The organism is Acinetobacter nematophilus (assembly GCF_026344175.1).
Taxonomy (GTDB): Bacteria; Pseudomonadota; Gammaproteobacteria; order Pseudomonadales; family Moraxellaceae; genus Acinetobacter; species Acinetobacter nematophilus.
In genome coordinates this window covers 681,163-702,884 of the sequence record NZ_JAPKMY010000001.1, presented here as the reverse complement: position 1 = coordinate 702,884, position 21,722 = coordinate 681,163, and the positions used below count along the sequence as shown (strand labels likewise).

The window sequence follows — 21,722 nt, the reverse complement described above, 5'->3', positions numbered from 1 at the left end:
CTTGTATGAGAACTTTACAAACGTCACTTTTAACATCCTTTTTTATATTCAGCCTTATTGCTTCACCATTGAGTTCTGCTGAAAATCCTTTATTGACTCAGGCAAAAATATTGCAAACAGGTAGCCCCACTGTTTTAATCAATGCTGACAAAGCAATTCAGTTACTTCAACAGGCATCCAGTCAAGGAGATGCGGAAGCCTACTTTTTACTTGCAAAGTATTATTCTAATTCAGCAGATTATCGGTTTTTACCTGAAAATAATAATTTATACAAACAGTTACGTTTGGAGGCTGCACAACGTGGAAATTTTGACGCCTATTTATCATTGGCTTTAGAAGCTGAAGTGGCTGAGGGCTTTGGTATTTCGAGTGATATCAAACAAAATTTATTAAAAATTCGTCCGAAAATTTTAAAACTTGCTGAACAAGGTGATACGGAGGCGATTCGGACGTTGGTTTATGCATTGGATAATGATGCAGACGGGTATAGCGATGAACAGTGTCAGTGGCTATATCGAGCAGTCCAAAAAGGAGACACCTTAAAAGCAGGTGAGTTGATTCAAAACTGCCCAGAAAAAATATTAAAAAGACTGGGTGCCAAGACAAAACAAGACTATGCAGCAGTGCATAAAGACAGTGATCAAGCTTATTTTAGAATGCTTCAGCAACGTTCTAATCAAGGCGATATAGGCGCAAAAATCAAATTACTTGATGATTATGCTTCAGACACATATTTATCGGACAAGGAGATAAAGCAACTTGAAAACGGAATTTTGGCACATTATGAAAAACAGGCTGCCAAAGGTGCGAGTGATGCTTATTTGATGCTCGCATTAAAAAAAGACACAGATAAAGAGAAGCAATATTTGTATGGCAAGGCTGCTTCACTCAATAATCATGTTGCGTTAACGGAGCTGGGATCTGATTATTTACTGATGAATGATGAAGATCAAAAAGATGTTCAGAAAGGATTGGATTATTTAAAGAAAGCAGCAGCTCAAAATGATCCTGAGGCGCTAAATTATCTTGGTGTCTGGTATTTCAATGAAGAAAATCAAGATCATGATGAAGTGCTTGCCCAAAAATATTTCAAACATGCTGCGGAGTTGGGATCAGTCAATGCAATGGATAATCTCGCACGTATTGCGGATGAGCCTGAGGATTATCGTTGGGCGGTTTTAGCATACGAAAATGGATCATCTGAGGAAGATACACAAAGTAAAGCTTTAGAGGCGTACCAAACGGGTAAGGGGACAACGAAAGACCCCGTTAAAGCTAGAAAGCTTAAAACCTATATACAGATGCGCGCACAATTCAATAAAAACCTCGGTGGTTTGATTGAAAGTTTGAATAATGATAGTGAGCAAGCTGAAACCGAAGCGAAGAACCGAAAAAGATAGATTCGGTTCTTTGCGTTTTATGCAGATTATGGATGGGGTGGAATTATCTGATCCAAATCCTTATCCGGGACTTGATCTAACTCATGTAAATCAGTTTTTATTTTCCATTTCGCAGGATCCTCAACAGGCTTGGGCAAACGTGCTTCAAGCCAATCACAGACTACGTCAGGGGGAAAGTCTGGATGATTGCATTGAATGACCCACGTTAAAAACTGCTTTGCCTCCCCATTCATATAAGGCGGTGGCGAAACAGGTAGAAACTGGGTAGGAAGTCGTTCATTTTTAGAAATGTAATTTAAAACATGACCCAGTTCTTGTACGGTTTGCCATGCGAGTGGATGGTCAATATTGATTTGAAATTTGAACCACCAAGCATGTTTGCCATCTGAACCATAGCTATCAATAAATGCTTCTTGCACACTAGGGACTTTGCAAAAAAATTGATGTAAACGGTCAAAGCTCAGTTCAGCCACAATACAGCACTCATCAGATTAAAACTATATTTTATCAGATTGATATCAGAATTTGCCCAAGTTGATGTATAAACAGTTAAACAAGATAAATAATGAATGTTATTTATCCACAATTTCTCTGTAATGATGTATTAAAATGATAGATCTGCGGAAGTTTGGAGGTTGAAATGAAACAGATACTCAGTTCAAGTGTCTTAATGTTGATGCTTTCAGGCGTTTCGGCAACGACATGGGCAGATGGTAAAGATTGGGGAAACTATCGCAGCGTTGAACGCCCTCAAAAGAAATATCCAACCACGACGTATAAATATACAGATCAATACGGTCGACAAATGACGCAGGAAATTCCTGTCCGACCACAATATCCACGACCATATCCGTCTTATCCAAGTTACCCCAATCGACCTTATCCACATCCAAATCATCCGAATCCAACTTATCCACCGCAAAATGGGGTGACAATTATTTATAACCATCAGTTTCCGACACGCACGGAGTATTCAGGCAACAGTTATGGCTATGTAAATGGAGAGGGTGGTCAGATTGAAAGCTCGCACTATACGTTAATTAGTGATTGGCGTCGTTATGGTTTACCTGATCCACAGGTTGGAATGCACTGGATCTTTGAAAGTGGACGTTATTTACAAGTACCGAATGACCGTTAATTCTACTTTGCGTTGATTATGTTCAGACATAGAGTGTGAAAGCTTTAATCTAAAAATAATCAAACCTTCTGTGCTGTATTGTCGATCTCAACCAAACTTGCTATTGATTTTATAGCACTGAGAAGGTTTTATTTCTGATGGAGATAAAGAAATTAACGGTTAGGCTAGCTCGTCATCCTCAGGTCGTGGTGTTTTTCCAAGTGCTAGTGGTTTTTCAGTATGTTTATCCCGAATAACAGAGGGATAGGTCCAAGACGCATAACGTACAATTAAGATTGCAATCGCCAAAATTAAAACTGAACCTGTAATGATCAGCAAATCCATATCCGCTTTATGATCGTGCTGGATATCTGAAATCAATAGCCGGGTCAGTGCTGTAATCGCGATATAAATTAAAAAGCGAACAGGCATGTGATTGGTTTTAAAGTAAATACCCACCATTGCCCCTAATTCTAAGTAAATAAACAGAAGTAAAATATCATCGATACTGGCGTACCGTTTTACGGTCAAAATTTCGAGGATGGTATGTACGGCGGACCATGCAATCATGCAACCAATAATAAACAGTGCAATATAATGAAAAGCTTCTACGGCAATATTGCCTAATTTGTCGAGGAGGTTTTCTATTTTTTCTATACGTGGATCTTTATTCATGACATCCTCCATTTCTATGCAGTATTGTGAATTAAACATCATGCAAATTTCATGCACATGAAAAAGAGGCGATTTCATTTTAACAATGAGTCTGTTTATGTGAATGGAAGAAGAGTAATGATCCCTCTTCTTCCAAAGGGATTTATGTTTTAGGCGATAGCTCAAATACTGTTTTATTTTAAATAAGATGAGATTGAGATTAAAATAATTTTTTAAATTCAACTTTATTGTAAGTGGACAGAAATAATGAAAATAAGTTTCAGAACTGTATGTTTCAGTGCTCTATTATTCACTCAATTCGCCAATGCTGAGGTGGTTAAAATTCCAACAGTTTCAGAAGCCAAACAAGCGACTGCTGAGTTGCTGGGAAACCAAATCGGTGCAATGATTTCAGAGGTTAAATTGGGAACATGTATTCCTGCCGTAAATGCTACCCATTCAGGGCAAATAGCATGCACTGTTTCAGTCAAATTAGGTGCTGCAACCAATGAAACACAATCTGATTTTTATCAAGATAAAGATAAATGGGTTGCGATGCCGAGTGAGTCTCAAGACAAATTACCATTTCCAGACCCTAAACTACATTAATGATCGGACAATAAAAAACGTCCGAATGATCGGACGTTTTCTCACTTATTTCAGTTTATTCTGAGATTAAGCTTGAGTGGTAAAATAATCTTCGCTGAAGTTCATCAATACTTCCGCACCGGCTTTGATTTTTGCAATGCGTGCGTGTAGATCAGGCAAGATACGCTGGATGAAGTAGTGTGTAAGCGCCAATTTGTCTTGATAGAACTGACCTTGTTTATTTTTTGCAGCATTGGCAATCCGTGCAAACATATAGGTAAAGCTCAACAAACCTACAGCGTGTAAATAGTCTACAGCAGCAGCATTCGAGAAGTCAGCATTTTCTTTTGCACGTTCTAAAATGTGTTGCGTGATCATGTCCACTTCAGTCGCTACATCTAATGTTGCATCTTTGATAAAGTTCAGATCAGTGTCTAAATCATTAGCGAAATCACGGATTTCAGCGATATATTCAGCAATAAATTCACCATTGCACTTTATGGTTTTACGACCAATCAAATCCTGTGATTGAACGCCGTTTGTACCTTCATAGATTTGCGCAATACGTAAATCACGTACACACTGTTCCATGCCCCATTCACGAATAAATCCGTGACCACCGAAAACCATCTGTGCATCAATCGCTGCATCAAAAGCAGTATCGGTTAAATAGGCTTTTGCAATTGGCGTTAACAGTGCTACACGATTATTCGCTTTGGCGATCGCTTCAGCATCGGTTGAAAACTTAGTAATGTCGAGCTGTTGTCCAACATAGACAGCAAAGGCACGAGAAGCTTCATTGTTGGCACGCGCATTCAATAACATGCGACGTACATCACCATGGACAAGAATGCTGTCTGCAGGCTTGTTTGGAGATTGAACACCATTTGCGCTACGACCTTGAAGGCGATCAGTCGCATATTGTGCAGCATTTTGGTAAGCATATTCTGAAGCACCAAGACCTTGAATACCCATAGACAGACGTTCGTAATTCATCATCACGAACATTGCTGCTAACCCCTCGTTTTCTTTACCCACCAGATAACCCTTAGCTGCATCAAAATTCATGACACATGTTGCAGAGGCTTTGATTCCCATTTTGTGCTCAATTGAACCAGGACCAGCAGTGTTGCGTTCACTCAATGAACCATCTGCATTGACAAGAAATTTAGGTACGATAAAGAGTGAAATACCACGTGAACCAGCAGGTGCATTTGGTGTTTTTGCTAAAACGAGGTGAATGATATTTTCAGCGAGATCATGGTCACCCCCTGTAATAAAGATTTTCGTACCAGTAATGTTGTACGTACCATCTTCATTTGGTTCTGCTTTGGTTTTGATGATACCTAAATCTGTACCTGCATGTGGTTCAGTCAGACACATGGTTCCAGACCATTCACCTGAATAAATTTTAGGGAGATACGTTTCTTTTTGCTCTTGAGATGCATAGCTGTTCAATGCCATACCGGCGCCGACAGAAAGAAGCGGGTAGAGCATGAAAGAAGGATTGGTTGCAAATAACATTTCATCTGCAAGTACAGTCAGCATTTTCGGCATTGCCTGACCGCCCCATTCCTCATCTGCGCCTAAACCGATCCAACCACCCTCAGCATATTGTTGGAAAGCTTCTTTAAAGCCAGCAGGTGTAGTGACTTTGCCATTTTCATAATGTGCGCCTTCTTCATCACCGGTACGGTTGAGCGGAAGCGTAACATTCTGAGCAAATTTAGCCATTTCTTCTAAAATCGCTTCAGCCGTTGCTGCATCAACATGAGCAAGCTTTTCATTGGCTTGCCAGAATTGTTCTGCATTGAAAACATCATTTAAAATGAATTTCATATCTGCAAGTGGCGCATTATAAATTGGCATCTTCGTTCACCTGTTTATTGTTTGAATCTTAGACTCAGACCAGTGTAATCAACAATGATGAATGTTGTTAGATGATCTAAGTGAAATTACGGTCTATTTATAAAGAAAAAGGACTGCCAAAGCTATGACCGTCCTTTCTCTATTTCTGCACTCTTGAGTACAGTTTTTAAATGTCTAATTCGACATTCTACTTAGAATGCAAAATCTTCAGCATCTAATGACATCAAAGGATCTAAGCCACCTGCTATCACATCTACATGTGAGCGAACACGTGGAAGAATCTTTTTGAAGTAGAAACGAGCAGTCTTGATTTTTGCATTGTAGAAACCAGTTTCAGTAGAACCTTCAGCTAATTTCTGTTGAGCAACAAGCGCCATGCGCGCCCATAAGAATGCCAGTGTTACATAGCCAGAGAAGTATAAGTAATCTACCGCTGCAGCACCCACTTCATCAGGGTTTTGCATTGCTTTCATACCGATCTGCATGGTTAAATCACCCCACTCTTTATTCAGAGCAGCCAATGGTTCAACAAATTCTTTGAGCTCAGCATTGTCTTTGTTTGCTTCCGCAAATTTATGGATAATCTTGGTGAAGTCTTTCAACATTGCACCTTGAGTTCCCAATACTTTACGACCTAACAAATCAAGTGCTTGGATTTCAGTCGTACCTTCGTATAAGCAGGAGATACGGGTATCACGTACAATTTGCTCCATACCATGTTCAGAAATAAAGCCGTGACCACCAAATACTTGTACACCATGTTTCGCAGACTCTGAACCTGTTTCAGTTAAGAATGCTTTTGCGATTGGTGTCAATAAAGACAAGATGTTGTCAGCGAATTTACGATCTTCTTCAGTTACGCCTTGTTCTACGATATCTGCATATTGAGACAAGAAGTAAACCAGTGCACGACCGCCTTCAGCAAATGCTTTTTGCGTCATCAACATGTTGCGCACAGCAGGGTGAACAATGATTGGATCAGCTTCTTTCTCCGGCGCTTTAGGACCAGACAGTGAACGCATTGCCAAACGATCTTTGGCATATGCAAGTGCGCCCTGGAAAGATGACTCTGATGCAGTTAAACCTTGAACAGCGGTACCAATACGTGCAGTGTTCATGAAGGTGAACATGCAGTGTAGACCTTTGTTTTCTGGTCCAATTAAGAAACCTTTCGCATTGTCAAAATTGATCACACATGTGGCATTACCATGGATACCCATTTTGTGTTCGATTGAACCACAACGAACGCCATTACGGTCTGCAATAGAACCGTCCGCATTGACATTGAATTTTGGAACGATGAATAATGAAATACCTTTAGTGCCTTTAGGTGCGCCTGGTAAACGTGCGAGAACAATATGAACAATGTTCTCAGCCATGTCGTGTTCACCTGCTGAAATAAAGATTTTTTCACCAGAGATTGCATAACTGCCATCTGCCTGTGGTTCAGCTTTAGAACGGATAATACCAAGGTCAGAACCTGCATGAGATTCTGTCAAACACATTGTACCTGTCCACTCACCTGAAACCAGTTTAGGCAGATAAGTTGCTTTTTGTTCAGCAGAACCGTGATGTTCAATAGTACGTACTGCACCATGAGAAAGACCAGGATACATGCCCCAAGCCCAGTTTGCTGCACCGACCATTTCAGAAATAGCTGTTGCCAATGAACCTGGTAAGCCTTGACCGCCATGTTCTTCAGGAACTGAAAGAGAAGGGAAACCGAGTTCTACATATTTGTCATACGCTGCTTTAAAGCCAGTAGGGGTAGTCACCACACCATCATCCCACTTACAGCCTTCACGATCACCGATTTGGTTTAAAGGAGAAAGTTCATTTTCACAGAAATCCGCGCCAGCTTCTAAATACTGATCAATCAATTCACGGCTTACGGTTTCTTGAAACGCAGGGAGTTTAGCGTAATGTTCTTCTGCATTTAATAATTCATGCAGAACGAAGTGCATATCACGTAAGGGTGCTTTGTATTGTGGCATATCGGTTTCCTCAATACTGGTTAAACCAGATTTATAATCTTCATAAATACGATGTGTGTCTTCTATGACACATATTTGTTCTGCTACATCGTGCAACATCTTATAGTGACGTACAAGTATTTCATGGTTATTTCTCTGTGACTGTAAAGTCAAAGAAAAATGGCTTGAAACTTGTAAGTGCATTGAGTGTAAACAGTTTTCATTGAAAAATAAGGATACAAATAGTCAAAATCGTAAAAAGTTGTGTCCAATAAAATGAGGGTAAAAACTATGAACTATCAGATGAAAATTGGCTAAAAAATAATGGAATCATTCAAGTCATGATAAACTATATAAAAATAGTGGTTTGATGCTGATTTTATAGTGAATCAGCCATTCCATTTACGCTTGTAAGTTTCAGTGTTGCTGGATATTATTCAGATTTTTCAGCCCAGAGCTGTTCTACAATTTGTTCAGTTGAATATTCAAAGTATTTGCCGTTCTGATCTTTATTGCGCTGAAATAAGCGATGATGAAAATATTTAAAATTAAGTTCTAAAAAATGATAGAAATAACCGCCTGGAAAGACGGTACGAATATAAAAAGAATAAATAAAAGCATTTTCTTGTTGGGCAGTAAAATCCGACTTTTTAATTCGTTGAACAATCTCAGTCAGTTCTTGCCTTGAAATATCCTTGAGCATTTTAGGCTCGGGTAGGCAAATATCAAAGCTTAAGTTTTCGATGCCTTCGGCTTCCCACCACTCCCAAAGATCATATTGACTGATATCTTTAAGAGTGATTTGTGTAAGTTTTTCACTGAGCTTTTGATATTCTACGCAGTCTTCATCACCGAATTCATCACACATGCGGGTGTAATTGGCAATCAATTCGAGCACAGTCGGATAAAGTTGTTGTGCCGTTTCGAAATCGGGTTCTATTTCTGTACGAAGTTTATTCATGGTTAATTACTAGAGTTCTTGCGAAAATAAGCTTTGGGACGATTTTTAAAAGTATGCGAGTTGCAAGTATTGAATGCTGATTTTTTGACTATAGCTAATCTCTAAAGGTTTTATCACAAAAATACCCTGTAAAATACCATTTTGTGCGGCTTTAGAGTGTGCTAATAAATTAAGTAATCACTTATAACGAAAGAAGTCTATTTTATCGTATAAAACATTGACTAAAAAATCATGAACCTATCGAATTCGCTTTGGATGCCGTCAGGGGGGAATCGTGTCCTCTCCTTTGGATCATCTGCTTTACTTAGACGAGCCAAAGGTGATTTCTATCAAGGAGAAGATTACGAAGCTTAAATCATGACTGAAATTCACCTACTGAACGCTCTTTTGCCCAGTCACGCAAGATAAATTTCTGCAACTTTCCTGTTGATGTTTTTGGAATCTCACAAATCACGACACTTTTGGGTACTTTAAAACGTGCCAAATGCTGTTTGCAAAACTCAATCACTTCCTCAGAAGTTGTTTCTGCACCTTGCTTCAGCTCAATAAAAGCGCAAGGCACTTCTTGCCAACGGGGATCAGGTTGAGCAACCACCGCTGCTGTCATAATGGCAGGGTGGGTATAGAGTACTTCTTCTACCTCCAATGAGGAGATATTCTCACCACCGGAAATAATGATGTCTTTAGAGCGATCCATGATTTTTGCATAACCATCGGGTTGGCAAACGGCTAAATCACCGGTATGAAACCAGCCTCCCTTAAATGCTTCTTCAGTCGCTTGGGTGTTTTTTAAATAACCTTTCATCACAATGTTGCCACGGAACATAATTTCCCCCATGGTCTTGCCATCATTTGGAACAGGTTGCATTGTTTCTGCATCTAGTACACGCATACCATCTTGCAAAGGATAAGGAACACCTTGACGCGAATGTAATTGAGCCTGCTCTTGTATTGACAAATCACTCCATCCCGCTTGTGATGCACATAATGCCGAAGGACCATAGGTTTCTGTAAGTCCATAAACATGATTTACTTGAACCCCAATATGATGCATACCCTCAATAATCGCCGCCGGAGGTGCCGCGCCAGCCACCATGACTTCAACATGATGTTTAAATTTAATCTGCTTATCTTTTGGTGTGTTAATCAACATTGATAAGACAATCGGCGCACCACAGAAATAATCAACTTTGTATTGATCAATCAGTTTGTAAACCAGTTCAGGGTCAATTTTACGTAAACAGATATTGGTACCGCCATTGGCTGCTACAGTCCAGGCAAAACACCAGCCATTGCAGTGAAATAGGGGAAGTGTCCATAGATATTTACAACGGGGTGTCATACCACATGCGATGATATTGCTTGCGGCATTAATATAAGCACCACGATGGTGATAGACCACACCTTTGGGATTGCCTGTTGTTCCAGAGGTATAATTCAGGCTGATGGCATCCCATTCATCTTGAGGTAAGTGCCATTCAAAATCGGGATGTCCACCTTGAAGCCATTGTTCATATTCGATTTGACCAATACGCGGAGACATATCATTTTTCTCATATTCAACGTCAGCAACATCAATGATATAGATACTCTGAGACAGCATGCTTACAGCTTCTTGCGCCAATGCCGCAAATTCAGGGTCAACCAAAAGTACTTTGGTTTCTGCATGTTCTAACATGAATGCGATGGTTTTCGCATCTAAACGGGTATTCAAGGTGTTTAATACAGCCCCAGCCATAGGGACGGCAAAATGCGCTTCGACCATAGCCGGAATATTCGGTAAAAGAACGGAAACCGTATCATTTTTCTCAATGCCTAGATTGCGTAATTGATGTGCAAATTGGCGACAACGTTGATAAGTCTGTCGCCAAGAAATATGGCGCTGACCATGGACGATTGCATCCTGATCGGGATAAATATAAGCCGCGCGTTCTAGGTAACGTAAAGGTGATAATGCTACAAAATTTGCAGGTGTGCGTGGTAATTCATCATATGCACTGACCATGTTGAGCTCCGTCTCTATTTGTTCTAATGTCCATGCTTAAAAGATAGGCACAACAAGAACAAAATTCATTTATGCTTTAGTCGAGTATGGGTCAAAATGTAAATATATTTACATAGTTTAGTTCTATTAGGATTTAAAGCTGAATTGTAAAAATATGAATTAAATAAATATTTTAATTAATTTTTGACACTTCGAAAGTCTTGATGCTGTCTGGATATTTACCTATTTAAATACTAAGAAATTGAACTTATGAGTTTAGTTTTTTTATACTCAGTTGGAGAAAATCCTGTCCATTTCTTGAATGCGCGACGAAACTCTCTCAGCTCACTAAAGCCTAAATTAAAACTGATTTGGCTGATTGATTGATTGTCTTCAAGCCATTGCTTGGCTTTATGTTCTAAAACTTGTTGCTTTAAGTGCTGAAAACTCAGACCATCGTTAAGTAGTAAACGCCTTAAGTGGCGTTCACTTAAATGGAAATGCTGTGCAGCCTGCTGCATATCAAAACGCTCTGGCAAATGACTTTCAATTAAATGCTGTAATACATGAACTATACTGTGTTGATTGATTTGATTAAATTGCTTTAATGCTTGCTGACACATTTGGATCGCAATTTGGTAGTTAACTGGACTATGATTTTTAAGTGGTTTGGCTAATAGGGTATTTGGAAATCGAATCACATTTCTGTTGCTTTTAAAAATTACGGGGCACTGAAAAATACGTTGATAATCTTGTAAGTACGCGGAATGATCATAGCTGAGTTCTAAGCTGATGAGTTCATAATCCTGATCCAACATCATGTTTAAACAGGTCATGATACTGGCAAAAACTTCATCGCAAAAAAATGCTTTGAGTGAACCACAATCACTGCGTTCAATCAGCTCGATTTCACAATAGTTTTGACTCAAATGAACACTTAAATCCAAAACACTGCCTGAAATAGGGTGATACTGCAAAGCTGTTTCCAGTGCTTCTGCAACAGTTTTGCACGCTTGCATTGCGAAACCCAAAATACCAATGGAAATTTGACCTTCATGGCTACCCAATAATAAACCTAGATGCTTTTGTTGAGTACAGTTGAGAGCCTGCTGAATTACCCTGCAAAGTTCCGAAAACGCAACAAAACCTTGCCCTTGGCGAATCTGTTCCAAGTCAAGATTTTGTGGTTTAAACCAATCTTCATATTGCCAATCTTGTTGTTCCCCATAATGAATCAAACTGGTGAGAATCATAGGTGGAATATAAAATTGTGTATTGGTAAATTCCTTTTGTTGTGAGCCCATAAAGTCCGTTTAGCCCCCCATATTGTTGTTGCTTTTACCCTAGTTGGTATCGCATATTTTTGATTAATATTCAATCTAGTTCTAGTGTTGTATTAGGGGCAGTTGACAATTCGCCTATGTTTGCGACTAGGTGTGTTTTTAGACGATTTTAGACGCGAAATACGAAATTTAGTCATTCTAAATAAGTAGTTCGAAACGAAGAAGCGGCAAAAAACACGCTAGTCCCCGCTACGCCTTGCGCTGCAAACAAAGCAGTGCTTTGTTCTTGCTCAGGGTTGTGGCTAAAATTATCTCAGGTTACGTTATGAAACTTGAAAATAGTCTCGCTATTCTCTTCGTTTCCTGCTTTGCCTGCTCAATTTTAACCTACACCGCAAGCCATTTATGAAATGTCAACGGACCCTACTTAAAAATGATAAAGGAATATCGTATATGTTTTGGGTAGGCTGGGCTAAACACGAGATTGAAATTCAACCACAGGGTTATGCCATGTTTGGTTATGGCATGTGGTCGCATCGTGCCTATGAAAAACGTACAGCCTTATTTGCACGGAGTTTCAGTATTCGCCGTTCAGATTCAGAACAGCCTCTATTATTTTGCTGTTTGGATTTAGGTTGTATTACCTATGCAATGCGTGAAAGTGTAGTTAAAGCTTTAACTGAAAAGTTGAATGAACAATTTAATCCGCAACGATTGGTATTGATGGCGACGCATACCCATTCTGGACCAGGTGGCTGTGCCTATGAAGCATTATATAATATGCCGACCCCGGGTTTTGTTCCTGAGCATTTAAATGCTGTGATCAATGCTGCTTTGTCCAGTATTCTTCAAGCAATTCAATCGGAACAAGAAACAGAAATTTTTTATCAAACCTGTCAATTTCCTCAAGATACACCAGTCGCATGGAATCGATCATTAGATGCCTATAATCGAAATCCAGACGTGATACATCGAACTGAGGCTGAAACCCACCTTGCCTTAAACCGTGAAATGCAATTAATTGGATTTTATCGTGATCAGCAACTTGTTGCATTTATCTCATTATTTGGCGTACATGCTACATGTTTGGGTAATCAACTCAACGCACATGATGGTGATAACAAAGGTTATGCTGCGATACAGAGTGAAGCGTATTTATTGCAGCAAGGTGTTCCAAATCCCGTTGCAATTTTTGCACAAGCCACTGCTGGGGATGTATCTCCACATTTTCATGGTCCGAAACAAAATATAATTCGCAGTAGAATCAAAGGTGAAAAACAATATCAATATGCGCAACAGAATGGTCGCTATCAAAGTGAGTTGGCGATTAAAGCATTGACTGAAAGTCTAGAAAAAAGGGAAGTTCACCAAAATCAATGGAGAGGTGGACCAATAAAACTTAACGGCGGTATAGATGCTATCTTGAGTTATGTTGATTTAAGTCAGGTTGAGGTTCCGAGCGAGTTTAGTCAGGTGCCTTACAGGGTGAGAACCAGTGCTGCCTGTCATGGTGTTGGATTTATGGGGGGGACACCCGTTGATGGTCAAGGTGCAGCAAAGCCTATCCTTAAAATTTTAACACTGCTGTCAAGGCAAGTACGTAAGAAACGTTTAGCAGATCCCAATGCACCAGATTATATCAAATACAAGGCGTTGTATGAGTCTCAATTTCCCAAAGATATTGTGCTTGAGAGTCCTGATAATCGGTTGTTGGGCAAACATTTGGATTTTTCTCCAAGTGTTTTTGATCCGCTTATTGCGGAAATGAATCGTCAAGTGAAAGCAGGTGCAATTCAAACCAGTCCACTTGTTCCAAGTGTTATTCCTTTACAGATTATTCACATTGGTGCATTGGCATTGGTGTGTTGTCCGGGAGAGATTACCACGACAGCAGGGCAGCGTTTGATTCAAACAGTGGCAAAGCAACTGACAACTCATCAGATGATTTCAACCACGGCTTTGGTGTCTTATTGCAATGATTATATGGGATATATCACCACCCAAGAAGAGTATCAAGAGCAAGCCTATGAAGGTGCGCATACCTTGTATGGACAGTGGACACATGCTGCAATTCAATACAAATTTCAATATCTGGCAAGCCAACTATTGCTTGATGAGTCGCAACGCAAGTTTGATCAAGTCACTCGCCCTACAAAAATTCCACAACACGAAATAGACCTGAGAACAAATCATGGCAGTGTAAAAACTGCAGTACGCTAAAGGATCAGCATTATGAATCAGCAAAAATGGAACAATTGGTCTGGGTTTCAACATTCTCAACCAGAACATATTTTAAAACCCAGTAGTATAGATGAATTAAAAAATATTGTTCAAAACCATCATAAAATTCGTGTGGTAGGTGCTGGTCATTCATTTACCCCGTTGGTGTGTACCGATGCGACACTATTGTCCTTAGACCATTTTTCTGGTGTAGAGAACGTAAATACAGCATTAACACAAGCCAATATTTGGTCAGGAACCCGGTTGTATAATTTGGATCAATATTTAGAACCAATACAACAGTCTTTAATGCAACAGGGGGATATCGACCAACAAAGCTTGGCAGGGGCGGTATCGACTGGAACACATGGAACAGGTATGGACTTGCACTGTATTTCTGCTTATGTGGAAGCTTTCGAGCTCTTAACAGCATCAGGAGAAATACTGAGGTGTAGTCGCCTAGACAATCCCGATATTTTTGAAGCAGGGCGAGTGTCTTTAGGAAGTTTAGGGATACTCACCAAGATCACCATGCAAAACAAACCGCGTTATAAATTAAAAGAACATGTACGGCTTTGTTCGGTTAATGAATTTTTTGAAAATATCGATCTTTGGAAAACGCAACATCGTCATATTGAGTGCTTTGCATTTTCACATGCAGACCAATTGATATTAAAAACTCTAGACATCACGGATGAAGATATTCAACCGAGAAAATTATCCTGGCCATCAGAAGATGCCTTGCTTACGATATGCTGTGGTTTGACGAAGTCTTTTCCGGTATTGAATCCAAAGCTGCAAAAGTTATTAGGTGTCTTTGTCAAACCCACCACTTGCGTGGATTGGTCCAGTCAAATTTTTCCGACTCCACGCGAAACAAAGTTTAATGAGATGGAGTATCAAATTCCTGTACAGTCTGGTATGGAATGTTTACAAGCAGTATTAACCGCACTAAAACATGCGAAAGCACAAACATTTTTTCCAGTAGAATTTCGTTTTGTCAAAGGTGATGATATTTGGCTGAGTCCGTTCTATCAGCAGGATTCGATTTCAATTTCAGTCCATCAATATTACAAACAAGCTCCAAACCAATTATTTGATGAAATTGAACCGATTTTTCAGCATTATCGAGGTCGCCCACATTGGGGGAAAATGCATAATATGGGGGCTTCACAGCTCCAAGCCTTATACCCAAAATGGGATGATTTTATGCATTTAAGGGCTCAGTTGGATCCTACGCAAAAGTTTTTAAATCCTTATTTGGAAAAACTGTTCCTGAATACCTAATTCAGGTCATGGTGCATGAAAAAGGTTGAATAAGGTGGATGTTCAAAAATTAACAGTGAAAGATAGGGATATGCAATGAATCATTTTTTTGAACAATTAAATCGTGATTTAAAACAATCCGCAGATGCGCTACCGCAATTGATCATTGATGGTCAGGCTTTAGCGCAAAATTTGCAATATGCAACAACTCAGTTTAAATACGCAACCCATTTACAGCCTCGTCTTGTGGTCAAATCTTTAGCATGTATGGAATTGCTCAAGACGGTAAGTGCTAAGTTGTCCACACAACGTTTTATGGTTTTCCATTTACCTCAATTGCTACCGATTTTGGAAAATTTTTCAGAAGCTGATGTTTTACTGGGAAAGCCGATGCCTGTAAGGCTCGTACAACAGTTTTATACCCATAATCCTCAATCGAAGCACAACAATATTCAGTGGTTGGTTGATACCAAAGCACGTTTATTACAATATCTTGAGGTTGCGAAATGTTTAAAAATTCGACTTCAGGTCAATATTGAGATCGATGTAGGTTTGCATCGTGGCGGTGTGGATTCAAAAGCGCAAATGATTGATCTACTCAGGTTGATTGAGCAGCATCCTGACAATTTAAAATTTTCAGGGCTGATGGGGTATGATGCCCATGTAACGAAACTACCATCCGTCATTAAGAAAGTTGAGATGGCATATCAAGAGTCACAAGCAACTTACCAACGCTACAAAGATATGATTCAACAGCAATTTCCTCAGCTTTGGCATGCTCATCTTTGTTTTAATGGGGGAGGAAGTCCCACCTTTTATCTGCATGTGAAACAGAGTGTGTGTAATGATCTTGCTTTTGGTTCAATGTTGCTTAAGCCGAGTGACTTCGACAGTGAAGGATTGCGTGTTTTACAGGCGTGTTTATGGATTGCAACACCTGTACTAAAAGTATTGCCATATTCCCAATTGCCGGGCTTACCAATTTTGAATAAGCTTCCACATCGGTCCAAAGCATTATTTGTTTATGGGGGCTACTGGATGGCTGACTATGTCTATCCTCAAGGGATTCATCCACATGTATTATATGGGCGTAGTACCAATCAAGAAATGGTCAATGTTCCAAAAACAACTCAAATCGAAGTTGATGATTTTGTATTTCTACGACCGACTCAAAGTGAAGCTGTTATTCCTCAGTTTGCCCAACTGACTTATTATCTAGATCGAAGTTTTAAAAAATGGGAAAGCTTTAGAGAGTAATTACATATAAAGAAAACCGCCATAGAAATGGCGGTTTTTAATATGCATCTCAGTTGTTAAAGCGTTGCATTGATCGCATCTGCTATAGTTTGTATAGCTGTTTTATTGAAGTATAATTCATTGACTTCCTGACCAGTTTCGTAGTCACTAATATATTGAATAAAGTTACCTGGTATCGCCCATTCAGTATTATAAAGATTCCCCTTCATCTCTACGATTGGATCAATACCATAGACATATTTTCCAGTATTTGAGTTGATGGCATAAAGTACGTTTAACCCACCCATTGTATCTTTTTTCCAGCTTTCACCAGTAGGTAAAGGATGACTTGAAATATAATCATCTAAGGTTTTTTTATCTACGTTATCACCCTCACTGAATGTTATAGCTGGTACGTTGTAAATTTCTTGATCATTGAAACCGATAAATGATCCTTGAGGAAAAGTAAATTGGCTGTTTTTAATTTTTTCGCCAATTTCTGGTTTTTCCCAAATCATGTAATGAACCAAGTTGTTGGTCAAATATGTATATTCTTTTTGACCTTTTGAGTTAACTTTATACGCAAAAAGCTCTGAAATTTTCTTACCTGAAAGATCAATACGTTTTATATGAGTTGAAACTTGGAAGTCTGAACTTAAATTACATGAATCTGTGAACATGACAAATTGCGCTGAGTCATTATTCTGAGACAGGATGTAGCCTAATGGAATACCAGAACTGGTTAACCTACTTTTATTTGTGGTTTCAAGTTTAGATGGTGTAAGAGTATAATCAATAGAATCACTGTAGTCATCGAGTGGTAGCGCATTTTTAAGTAAATTTGTACTATTCTGAAAGAGTACGCCATTTTTCAGAATATTCGAATAAATCACAAATTGTTCATTGTTTTGTGCATCGTAATCGGTATTAAGCCAAAAAAATTCCTCATCATAAAAACCTGAACCAGCAGTTTTTAAATTTTTTGGAATTCCTTCAATACACTCAATTTTTTCAGGTTGATTAGGTATGTTGGGATTATTTGATGTTTGTTGATGATCACTTGAACCCCCACCACAGGCAGTTAATGCAATGCCAACGAGTAATACGGACGAAATTTTTGTTAAGTTCATTGAGTTATCCATTTATTTTATACATTTTGTTTTTTTGTGAGATATGTCTCACCTTGTGATGATAAGTGAGTATTAGTGCGAAATCAAAACTAAAATTTAGATTAATTGAAGACAAAGGTTTATAAATATTCAGCAAAGGTGTAAAATTTGACGCACTTTTTATTTTGTTCCACCGATTTTATCTTGAGGATCTTCCTCGATCATAATCTCGCGGTGACATGCTCCATTGTACGGGGCATCACTCCTTAAGGATTTTTAAATATGCCTATTATCACATTGCCAAATGGCGATCAGAAAAGTTTTGATCATGCTGTTTCCGTTATGGAAGTTGCTCAAAGTATTGGACCTGGACTGGCTAAAAATACAGTTGCAGGGAAAGTAAATGGTCGCTTAGTCGATGCAAGTGATTTAATTACCGAAGATTCAACATTACAAATCATCACTCCAAAAGATCAAGATGGCGTGGAGATTATCCGCCACTCTTGTGCACACTTGGTGGGTCATGCGGTAAAACAACTCTTCCCAGAAGCCAAAATGGTGATTGGTCCTGTCATTGAAGAAGGTTTCTACTATGACATCTGGATGCCTCGTCCGTTCACATTAGATGATATGGCAGCAATCGAAGCGCGCATGAAAAAGCTTATCGACCAAGATTACGATGTCATTAAAAAGATGACACCTCGTGATGAAGTCATTGCTGAATTTACTGCACGCGGTGAAGATTATAAATTACGCTTGATTGCAGACATGCCTGAAGAAACTCAAATGGGCTTGTACTATCATCAGGATTATTTAGATATGTGTCGTGGTCCCCACGTTCCAAATACTAAATTCTTAAAATCATTTAAACTCACTAAAATCTCTGGTGCCTACTGGCGTGGTGATGCGAAGAATGAACAATTACAGCGTATTTATGGTACCGCTTGGGCAGATAAAAAAGAACTTGCTGCGTATATTAAGCGTATTGAAGAAGCTGAAAAACGTGACCATCGTAAAATTGGTAAAGCATTAGACTTGTTCCATATGCAGGAAGAAGCGCCAGGTATGGTGTTCTGGCACGCCAATGGCTGGACGATTTACCAAGTGCTTGAACAATATATGCGTAAAGTTCAGCAGGACAATGGCTACCAAGAGATTAAAACCCCGCAGATTGTAGACTTTACACTGTGGGAAAAGTCGGGTCATGCTGCAAACTATGCAGAGAATATGTTTACGACACATTCAGAAAGTCGTAACTATGCTGTAAAACCAATGAACTGCCCATGTCATGTGCAAGTGTTCAACCAAGGTTTAAAGTCTTATCGTGATCTTCCAATTCGTTTGGCAGAGTTTGGTTCTTGTCACCGTAACGAACCATCAGGTTCATTGCACGGCATTATGCGTGTCCGTGGTTTTACCCAAGATGATGCGCATATTTTCTGTACAACCGAACAGATCGGTAAGGAAGTTGCAGACTTTATTAAACTCACTTTAGATGTTTATAAAGACTTTGGCTTTGAAGACGTTCAAATGAAATTGTCTACACGTCCTGAAAAACGCGTAGGTGCTGATGAACTTTGGGATGTTGCAGAAAAATCTTTAGCAGATGCTTTAGATGCTGCAAATCTTGATTGGGAAGAACAACCTGGCGAGGGCGCTTTTTATGGTCCGAAGATTGAATTTTCACTGAAAGACTGTTTAGGTCGTATCTGGCAATGCGGTACAATTCAGTGTGACTTCAACTTGCCGTTACGTTTAGATGCCTCATATGTAACAGAAGATAACGATCGTGACCATCCTGTGATGTTGCATCGTGCAATTCTTGGCAGTTTTGAGCGTTTTATTGGTATACTAATTGAACACTACGCAGGCTTTATGCCACCATGGTTGGCTCCAATCCAAGCATGTGTCATGAATATTACAGATTCTCAAGCGCAAGCTTGTGAACAAGTCGTCGCAAAACTCAAAGAAAATGGAATTCGAGCAATTTCAGACTTGAGAAATGAGAAAATCGGCTTTAAGATTCGTGAGCGTACACTAGAGCGTATTCCGTACTTATTGGTACTTGGAGATCGTGAGGTCGAAGATGGTACTGTGAATGTTCGCACGCGCTCTGGAAAAAATTTAGGTACTATGTCAATAGATGCATTTATTGACCTAGTGAAAGCAGCCGTAGCCGAACGTGGCCGGTATATTGTGGAGTAAGAAAGATTAAACAGCCTGACCGTAACCAACAACAAGGTGCTAAAAGCAATCGTCCTGCATTAAATGATGAGATCAAAGCTAAAGAAGTACGTCTCGTTGCTGCAGATGGAGAGCAAAAAGGCATCGTTTCACTTGCTGAAGCTTTGCGTGCTGCTGAAGAAGCTGATCTTGATCTTGTTGAGATCGTGGCAAATGCAGAGCCACCTGTTTGTAAAATCATGGATTTCAACAAACATTTATTTGACTTGAAGCAAAAGCAAAAAGATGCGAAAAAGAAACAGCATCAAGTTCAGGTGAAAGAAATCAAGTTGCGCCCTGGTACAGACGTTGGTGATTACAATGTTAAGTTGCGTGCTATTCTGAAGTTTCTTGAAGAAGGCAACAAAGTCAAAATTACTCTACGTTTCCGTGGTCGTGAAATGGCTCACCAACAGTTGGGTCTTGCGCAATTACAAAAAATTGAGGCAGATGTAGCTGAATCAGGTGTAGTTGAACAAGCACCAAAAATGGAAGGTCGTCAAATGGGTATGTTACTTGGACCTAAAAAGAAAAAGTAATGTTACATTTGTGAAAAACAGCACTGCTTAAAGCGGTGCTTTTTTTTATCATTGAAAAGAAAATAACTTAAATGTTGAGGACTGAACATGTCATCTATTCAAAATTTAAACGAATTATCCAGTATTAACCAGAAAATTATTCAAGAGGGAGAAGTTCTTCCGGCAGTCACCTTGAAAGATGGAAGTAAAGTGCAAACAGGAACTGTTGCGACCATGCTGTACAATATTGATTTATATAACCAAGGCTCAAGAGGGGAGGTTGAACAAGAACTCATACTTGCCATTCCCACCTTGGTTAAAGTTGGATTATTCGATTTATTTAGTCCTGATGAATGGATTTCAGGGGGTAATCCAGGGCGTCGTTTTGTGGGAGAAAAAGCTAAACAGTTTTTAGCATCTCAATAGTCAAGATGTTTTGAATATAAATGTCATAGAATGAGAAATCATCTTGTTAAGAAAAATGTAATAACTGAATTTGAGAATAGATTATTAAAATAATCTATGTCTATTGCCTACAGAAGGCGAAGGATTCATGTTATAAAAGAAAACCATTAACGTAATAAAATTCAGAAAATACGTGAAAATGAAGAAGGATGAAATATGATTGATCTCTATTATTGGGGTACACCCAATGGCCATAAAATTACCATCGCACTTGAAGAAATGGGACTGGATTATCAGATTTTTCCAATCAATATTCTAGAAAACGATCAATTTCAACTCGATTTTCTGCGTATCTCTCCTAACAATAAAATTCCAGCGATTGTTGATCAAAATGGTCCAAATGGTGAACCGATTTCAGTATTTGAGTCTGGGGCGATTTTACAATATCTGGGACGTAAAACCGGTTTGTATTATCCAACTCATGAGCAGGATCGCGTCGAAGTGGAACAATGGCTCATGTGGCAAATGGGTGGTTTCGGACCGATGTTAGGGCAAAATCATCATTTTGGGAAATTCGCCAAAGAAAAGATTCCTTATGCAATTGAGCGTTATGTCACTGAAACAAAACGTTTATATGGTGTCTTAAATAAACAGCTCATTGGGCAAAAATATGTTGCAGGCGAATATTCAATCGCGGACATGGCAATTTTACCGTGGGTTTTGCGTTATGAATGGCAGCAAATTGACTTAAATGATTATCCATATGTACAAGAGTATGTTGAACGTTTAACTGCTCGGCCCGCCATACAGAAAGCACTTTCGATCAAAGTGTAAAATTCATTTTGTGTTAAAATGAGAAACCACCTTGTGTGGTTTTTTTTAGATGTAAATTTTTGCACAATTGATAGGGTTGGTC

General features: G+C 39.2%; 18 protein-coding genes. 10 read left to right on the top strand and 8 right to left on the bottom strand.

The window, feature by feature from the left end; all coding sequences use genetic code 11:
• Positions 1-5 precede the first annotated feature (5 nt).
• The gene (locus OSH00_RS03285; RefSeq protein WP_266129205.1) at positions 6-1,400 is read left to right on the top strand and encodes a tetratricopeptide repeat protein; all 1,395 of its coding nucleotides are present in this window, start codon (positions 6-8) and stop codon (positions 1,398-1,400) included.
• Positions 1,401-1,426: 26 nt separating this feature from the next.
• On the opposite strand, the gene OSH00_RS03280 is transcribed toward OSH00_RS03285, so the two are convergent.
• The gene (locus tag OSH00_RS03280; RefSeq protein WP_266129204.1) at positions 1,427-1,873 is read right to left on the bottom strand and encodes a hypothetical protein; all 447 of its coding nucleotides are present in this window, start codon (positions 1,871-1,873) and stop codon (positions 1,427-1,429) included.
• A gap of 167 nt (positions 1,874-2,040) precedes the next feature.
• Between OSH00_RS03280 and OSH00_RS03275 the strand changes: the two genes are divergently transcribed.
• Positions 2,041-2,538: an RcnB family protein gene (locus OSH00_RS03275; RefSeq protein WP_266129203.1), complete on the top strand. Its 498-nt coding sequence runs from the start codon at positions 2,041-2,043 to the stop codon at positions 2,536-2,538.
• A gap of 159 nt (positions 2,539-2,697) precedes the next feature.
• On the opposite strand, the gene OSH00_RS03270 is transcribed toward OSH00_RS03275, so the two are convergent.
• Complete coding sequence (locus OSH00_RS03270; protein WP_266129202.1) at positions 2,698-3,192, bottom strand: phosphate-starvation-inducible protein PsiE; 495 nt, start codon at positions 3,190-3,192, stop codon at positions 2,698-2,700.
• Positions 3,193-3,438: 246 nt separating this feature from the next.
• Here OSH00_RS03270 and OSH00_RS03265 point away from each other — a divergent pair, with 246 nt between their 5' ends.
• Positions 3,439-3,780 (top strand): hypothetical protein, encoded by a 342-nt coding sequence (locus OSH00_RS03265; RefSeq protein WP_266129201.1) that lies wholly within the window; start codon positions 3,439-3,441, stop codon positions 3,778-3,780.
• A gap of 66 nt (positions 3,781-3,846) precedes the next feature.
• Here the strand turns inward: OSH00_RS03265 and OSH00_RS03260 are convergent, their stop codons facing one another.
• The 5 genes from OSH00_RS03260 to OSH00_RS03240 all read right to left on the bottom strand — a co-directional run bounded on the left by OSH00_RS03260 (position 3,847) and on the right by OSH00_RS03240 (position 11,850).
• The gene (locus OSH00_RS03260) at positions 3,847-5,628 is read right to left on the bottom strand and encodes an acyl-CoA dehydrogenase C-terminal domain-containing protein (RefSeq protein WP_266129200.1); all 1,782 of its coding nucleotides are present in this window, start codon (positions 5,626-5,628) and stop codon (positions 3,847-3,849) included.
• 191 nt (positions 5,629-5,819) lie between these two features.
• Positions 5,820-7,622 (bottom strand): acyl-CoA dehydrogenase C-terminal domain-containing protein, encoded by a 1,803-nt coding sequence (locus OSH00_RS03255; RefSeq protein WP_266129299.1) that lies wholly within the window; start codon positions 7,620-7,622, stop codon positions 5,820-5,822.
• A 412-nt stretch (positions 7,623-8,034) separates the two neighbouring features.
• A complete protein-coding gene (locus OSH00_RS03250) occupies positions 8,035-8,562 on the bottom strand; it encodes a hypothetical protein (protein WP_266129199.1) in 528 nt (175 codons plus the stop codon).
• A gap of 355 nt (positions 8,563-8,917) precedes the next feature.
• Positions 8,918-10,567 carry an acyl-CoA synthetase gene (locus tag OSH00_RS03245; RefSeq protein ID WP_266129198.1) on the bottom strand — a complete coding sequence of 550 codons (1,650 nt, stop codon included), beginning with the start codon at positions 10,565-10,567 and terminating at the stop codon, positions 8,918-8,920.
• A gap of 233 nt (positions 10,568-10,800) precedes the next feature.
• Positions 10,801-11,850: an AraC family transcriptional regulator gene (locus tag OSH00_RS03240; protein ID WP_266129197.1), complete on the bottom strand. Its 1,050-nt coding sequence runs from the start codon at positions 11,848-11,850 to the stop codon at positions 10,801-10,803.
• A gap of 432 nt (positions 11,851-12,282) precedes the next feature.
• Between OSH00_RS03240 and OSH00_RS03235 the strand changes: the two genes are divergently transcribed.
• The 3 genes from OSH00_RS03235 (at position 12,283) to OSH00_RS03225 (ending at position 16,572) form a co-directional block, all read left to right on the top strand.
• Entirely contained in the window at positions 12,283-14,049 is a 1,767-nt protein-coding gene (locus tag OSH00_RS03235; RefSeq protein WP_266129196.1) for a neutral/alkaline non-lysosomal ceramidase N-terminal domain-containing protein, read from the top strand.
• A gap of 12 nt (positions 14,050-14,061) precedes the next feature.
• Positions 14,062-15,336 (top strand): D-arabinono-1,4-lactone oxidase, encoded by a 1,275-nt coding sequence (locus tag OSH00_RS03230; protein WP_277613774.1) that lies wholly within the window; start codon positions 14,062-14,064, stop codon positions 15,334-15,336.
• Positions 15,337-15,411: 75 nt separating this feature from the next.
• Complete coding sequence (locus OSH00_RS03225; protein ID WP_266129195.1) at positions 15,412-16,572, top strand: alanine racemase; 1,161 nt, start codon at positions 15,412-15,414, stop codon at positions 16,570-16,572.
• Positions 16,573-16,628: 56 nt separating this feature from the next.
• On the opposite strand, the gene OSH00_RS03220 is transcribed toward OSH00_RS03225, so the two are convergent.
• Complete coding sequence (locus OSH00_RS03220; RefSeq protein ID WP_266129194.1) at positions 16,629-17,681, bottom strand: hypothetical protein; 1,053 nt, start codon at positions 17,679-17,681, stop codon at positions 16,629-16,631.
• Between the two features lie 261 nt (positions 17,682-17,942).
• Between OSH00_RS03220 and thrS the strand changes: the two genes are divergently transcribed.
• From thrS to OSH00_RS03200, 4 genes are all read left to right on the top strand, one after another.
• Positions 17,943-19,865 carry a threonine--tRNA ligase gene (gene thrS / locus OSH00_RS03215; RefSeq protein WP_266129193.1) on the top strand — a complete coding sequence of 641 codons (1,923 nt, stop codon included), beginning with the start codon at positions 17,943-17,945 and terminating at the stop codon, positions 19,863-19,865.
• Between the two features lie 5 nt (positions 19,866-19,870).
• On the top strand, positions 19,871-20,422 hold the full coding sequence (infC, locus tag OSH00_RS03210) for a translation initiation factor IF-3 (protein WP_080633117.1): 552 nt from the start codon (positions 19,871-19,873) through the stop codon (positions 20,420-20,422).
• An 87-nt stretch (positions 20,423-20,509) separates the two neighbouring features.
• Complete coding sequence (locus tag OSH00_RS03205; RefSeq protein ID WP_266129192.1) at positions 20,510-20,827, top strand: DUF7709 family protein; 318 nt, start codon at positions 20,510-20,512, stop codon at positions 20,825-20,827.
• 195 nt (positions 20,828-21,022) lie between these two features.
• Positions 21,023-21,640: a glutathione S-transferase N-terminal domain-containing protein gene (locus OSH00_RS03200; RefSeq protein ID WP_266129191.1), complete on the top strand. Its 618-nt coding sequence runs from the start codon at positions 21,023-21,025 to the stop codon at positions 21,638-21,640.
• The last annotated feature ends 82 nt before the right edge of the window (positions 21,641-21,722 follow it).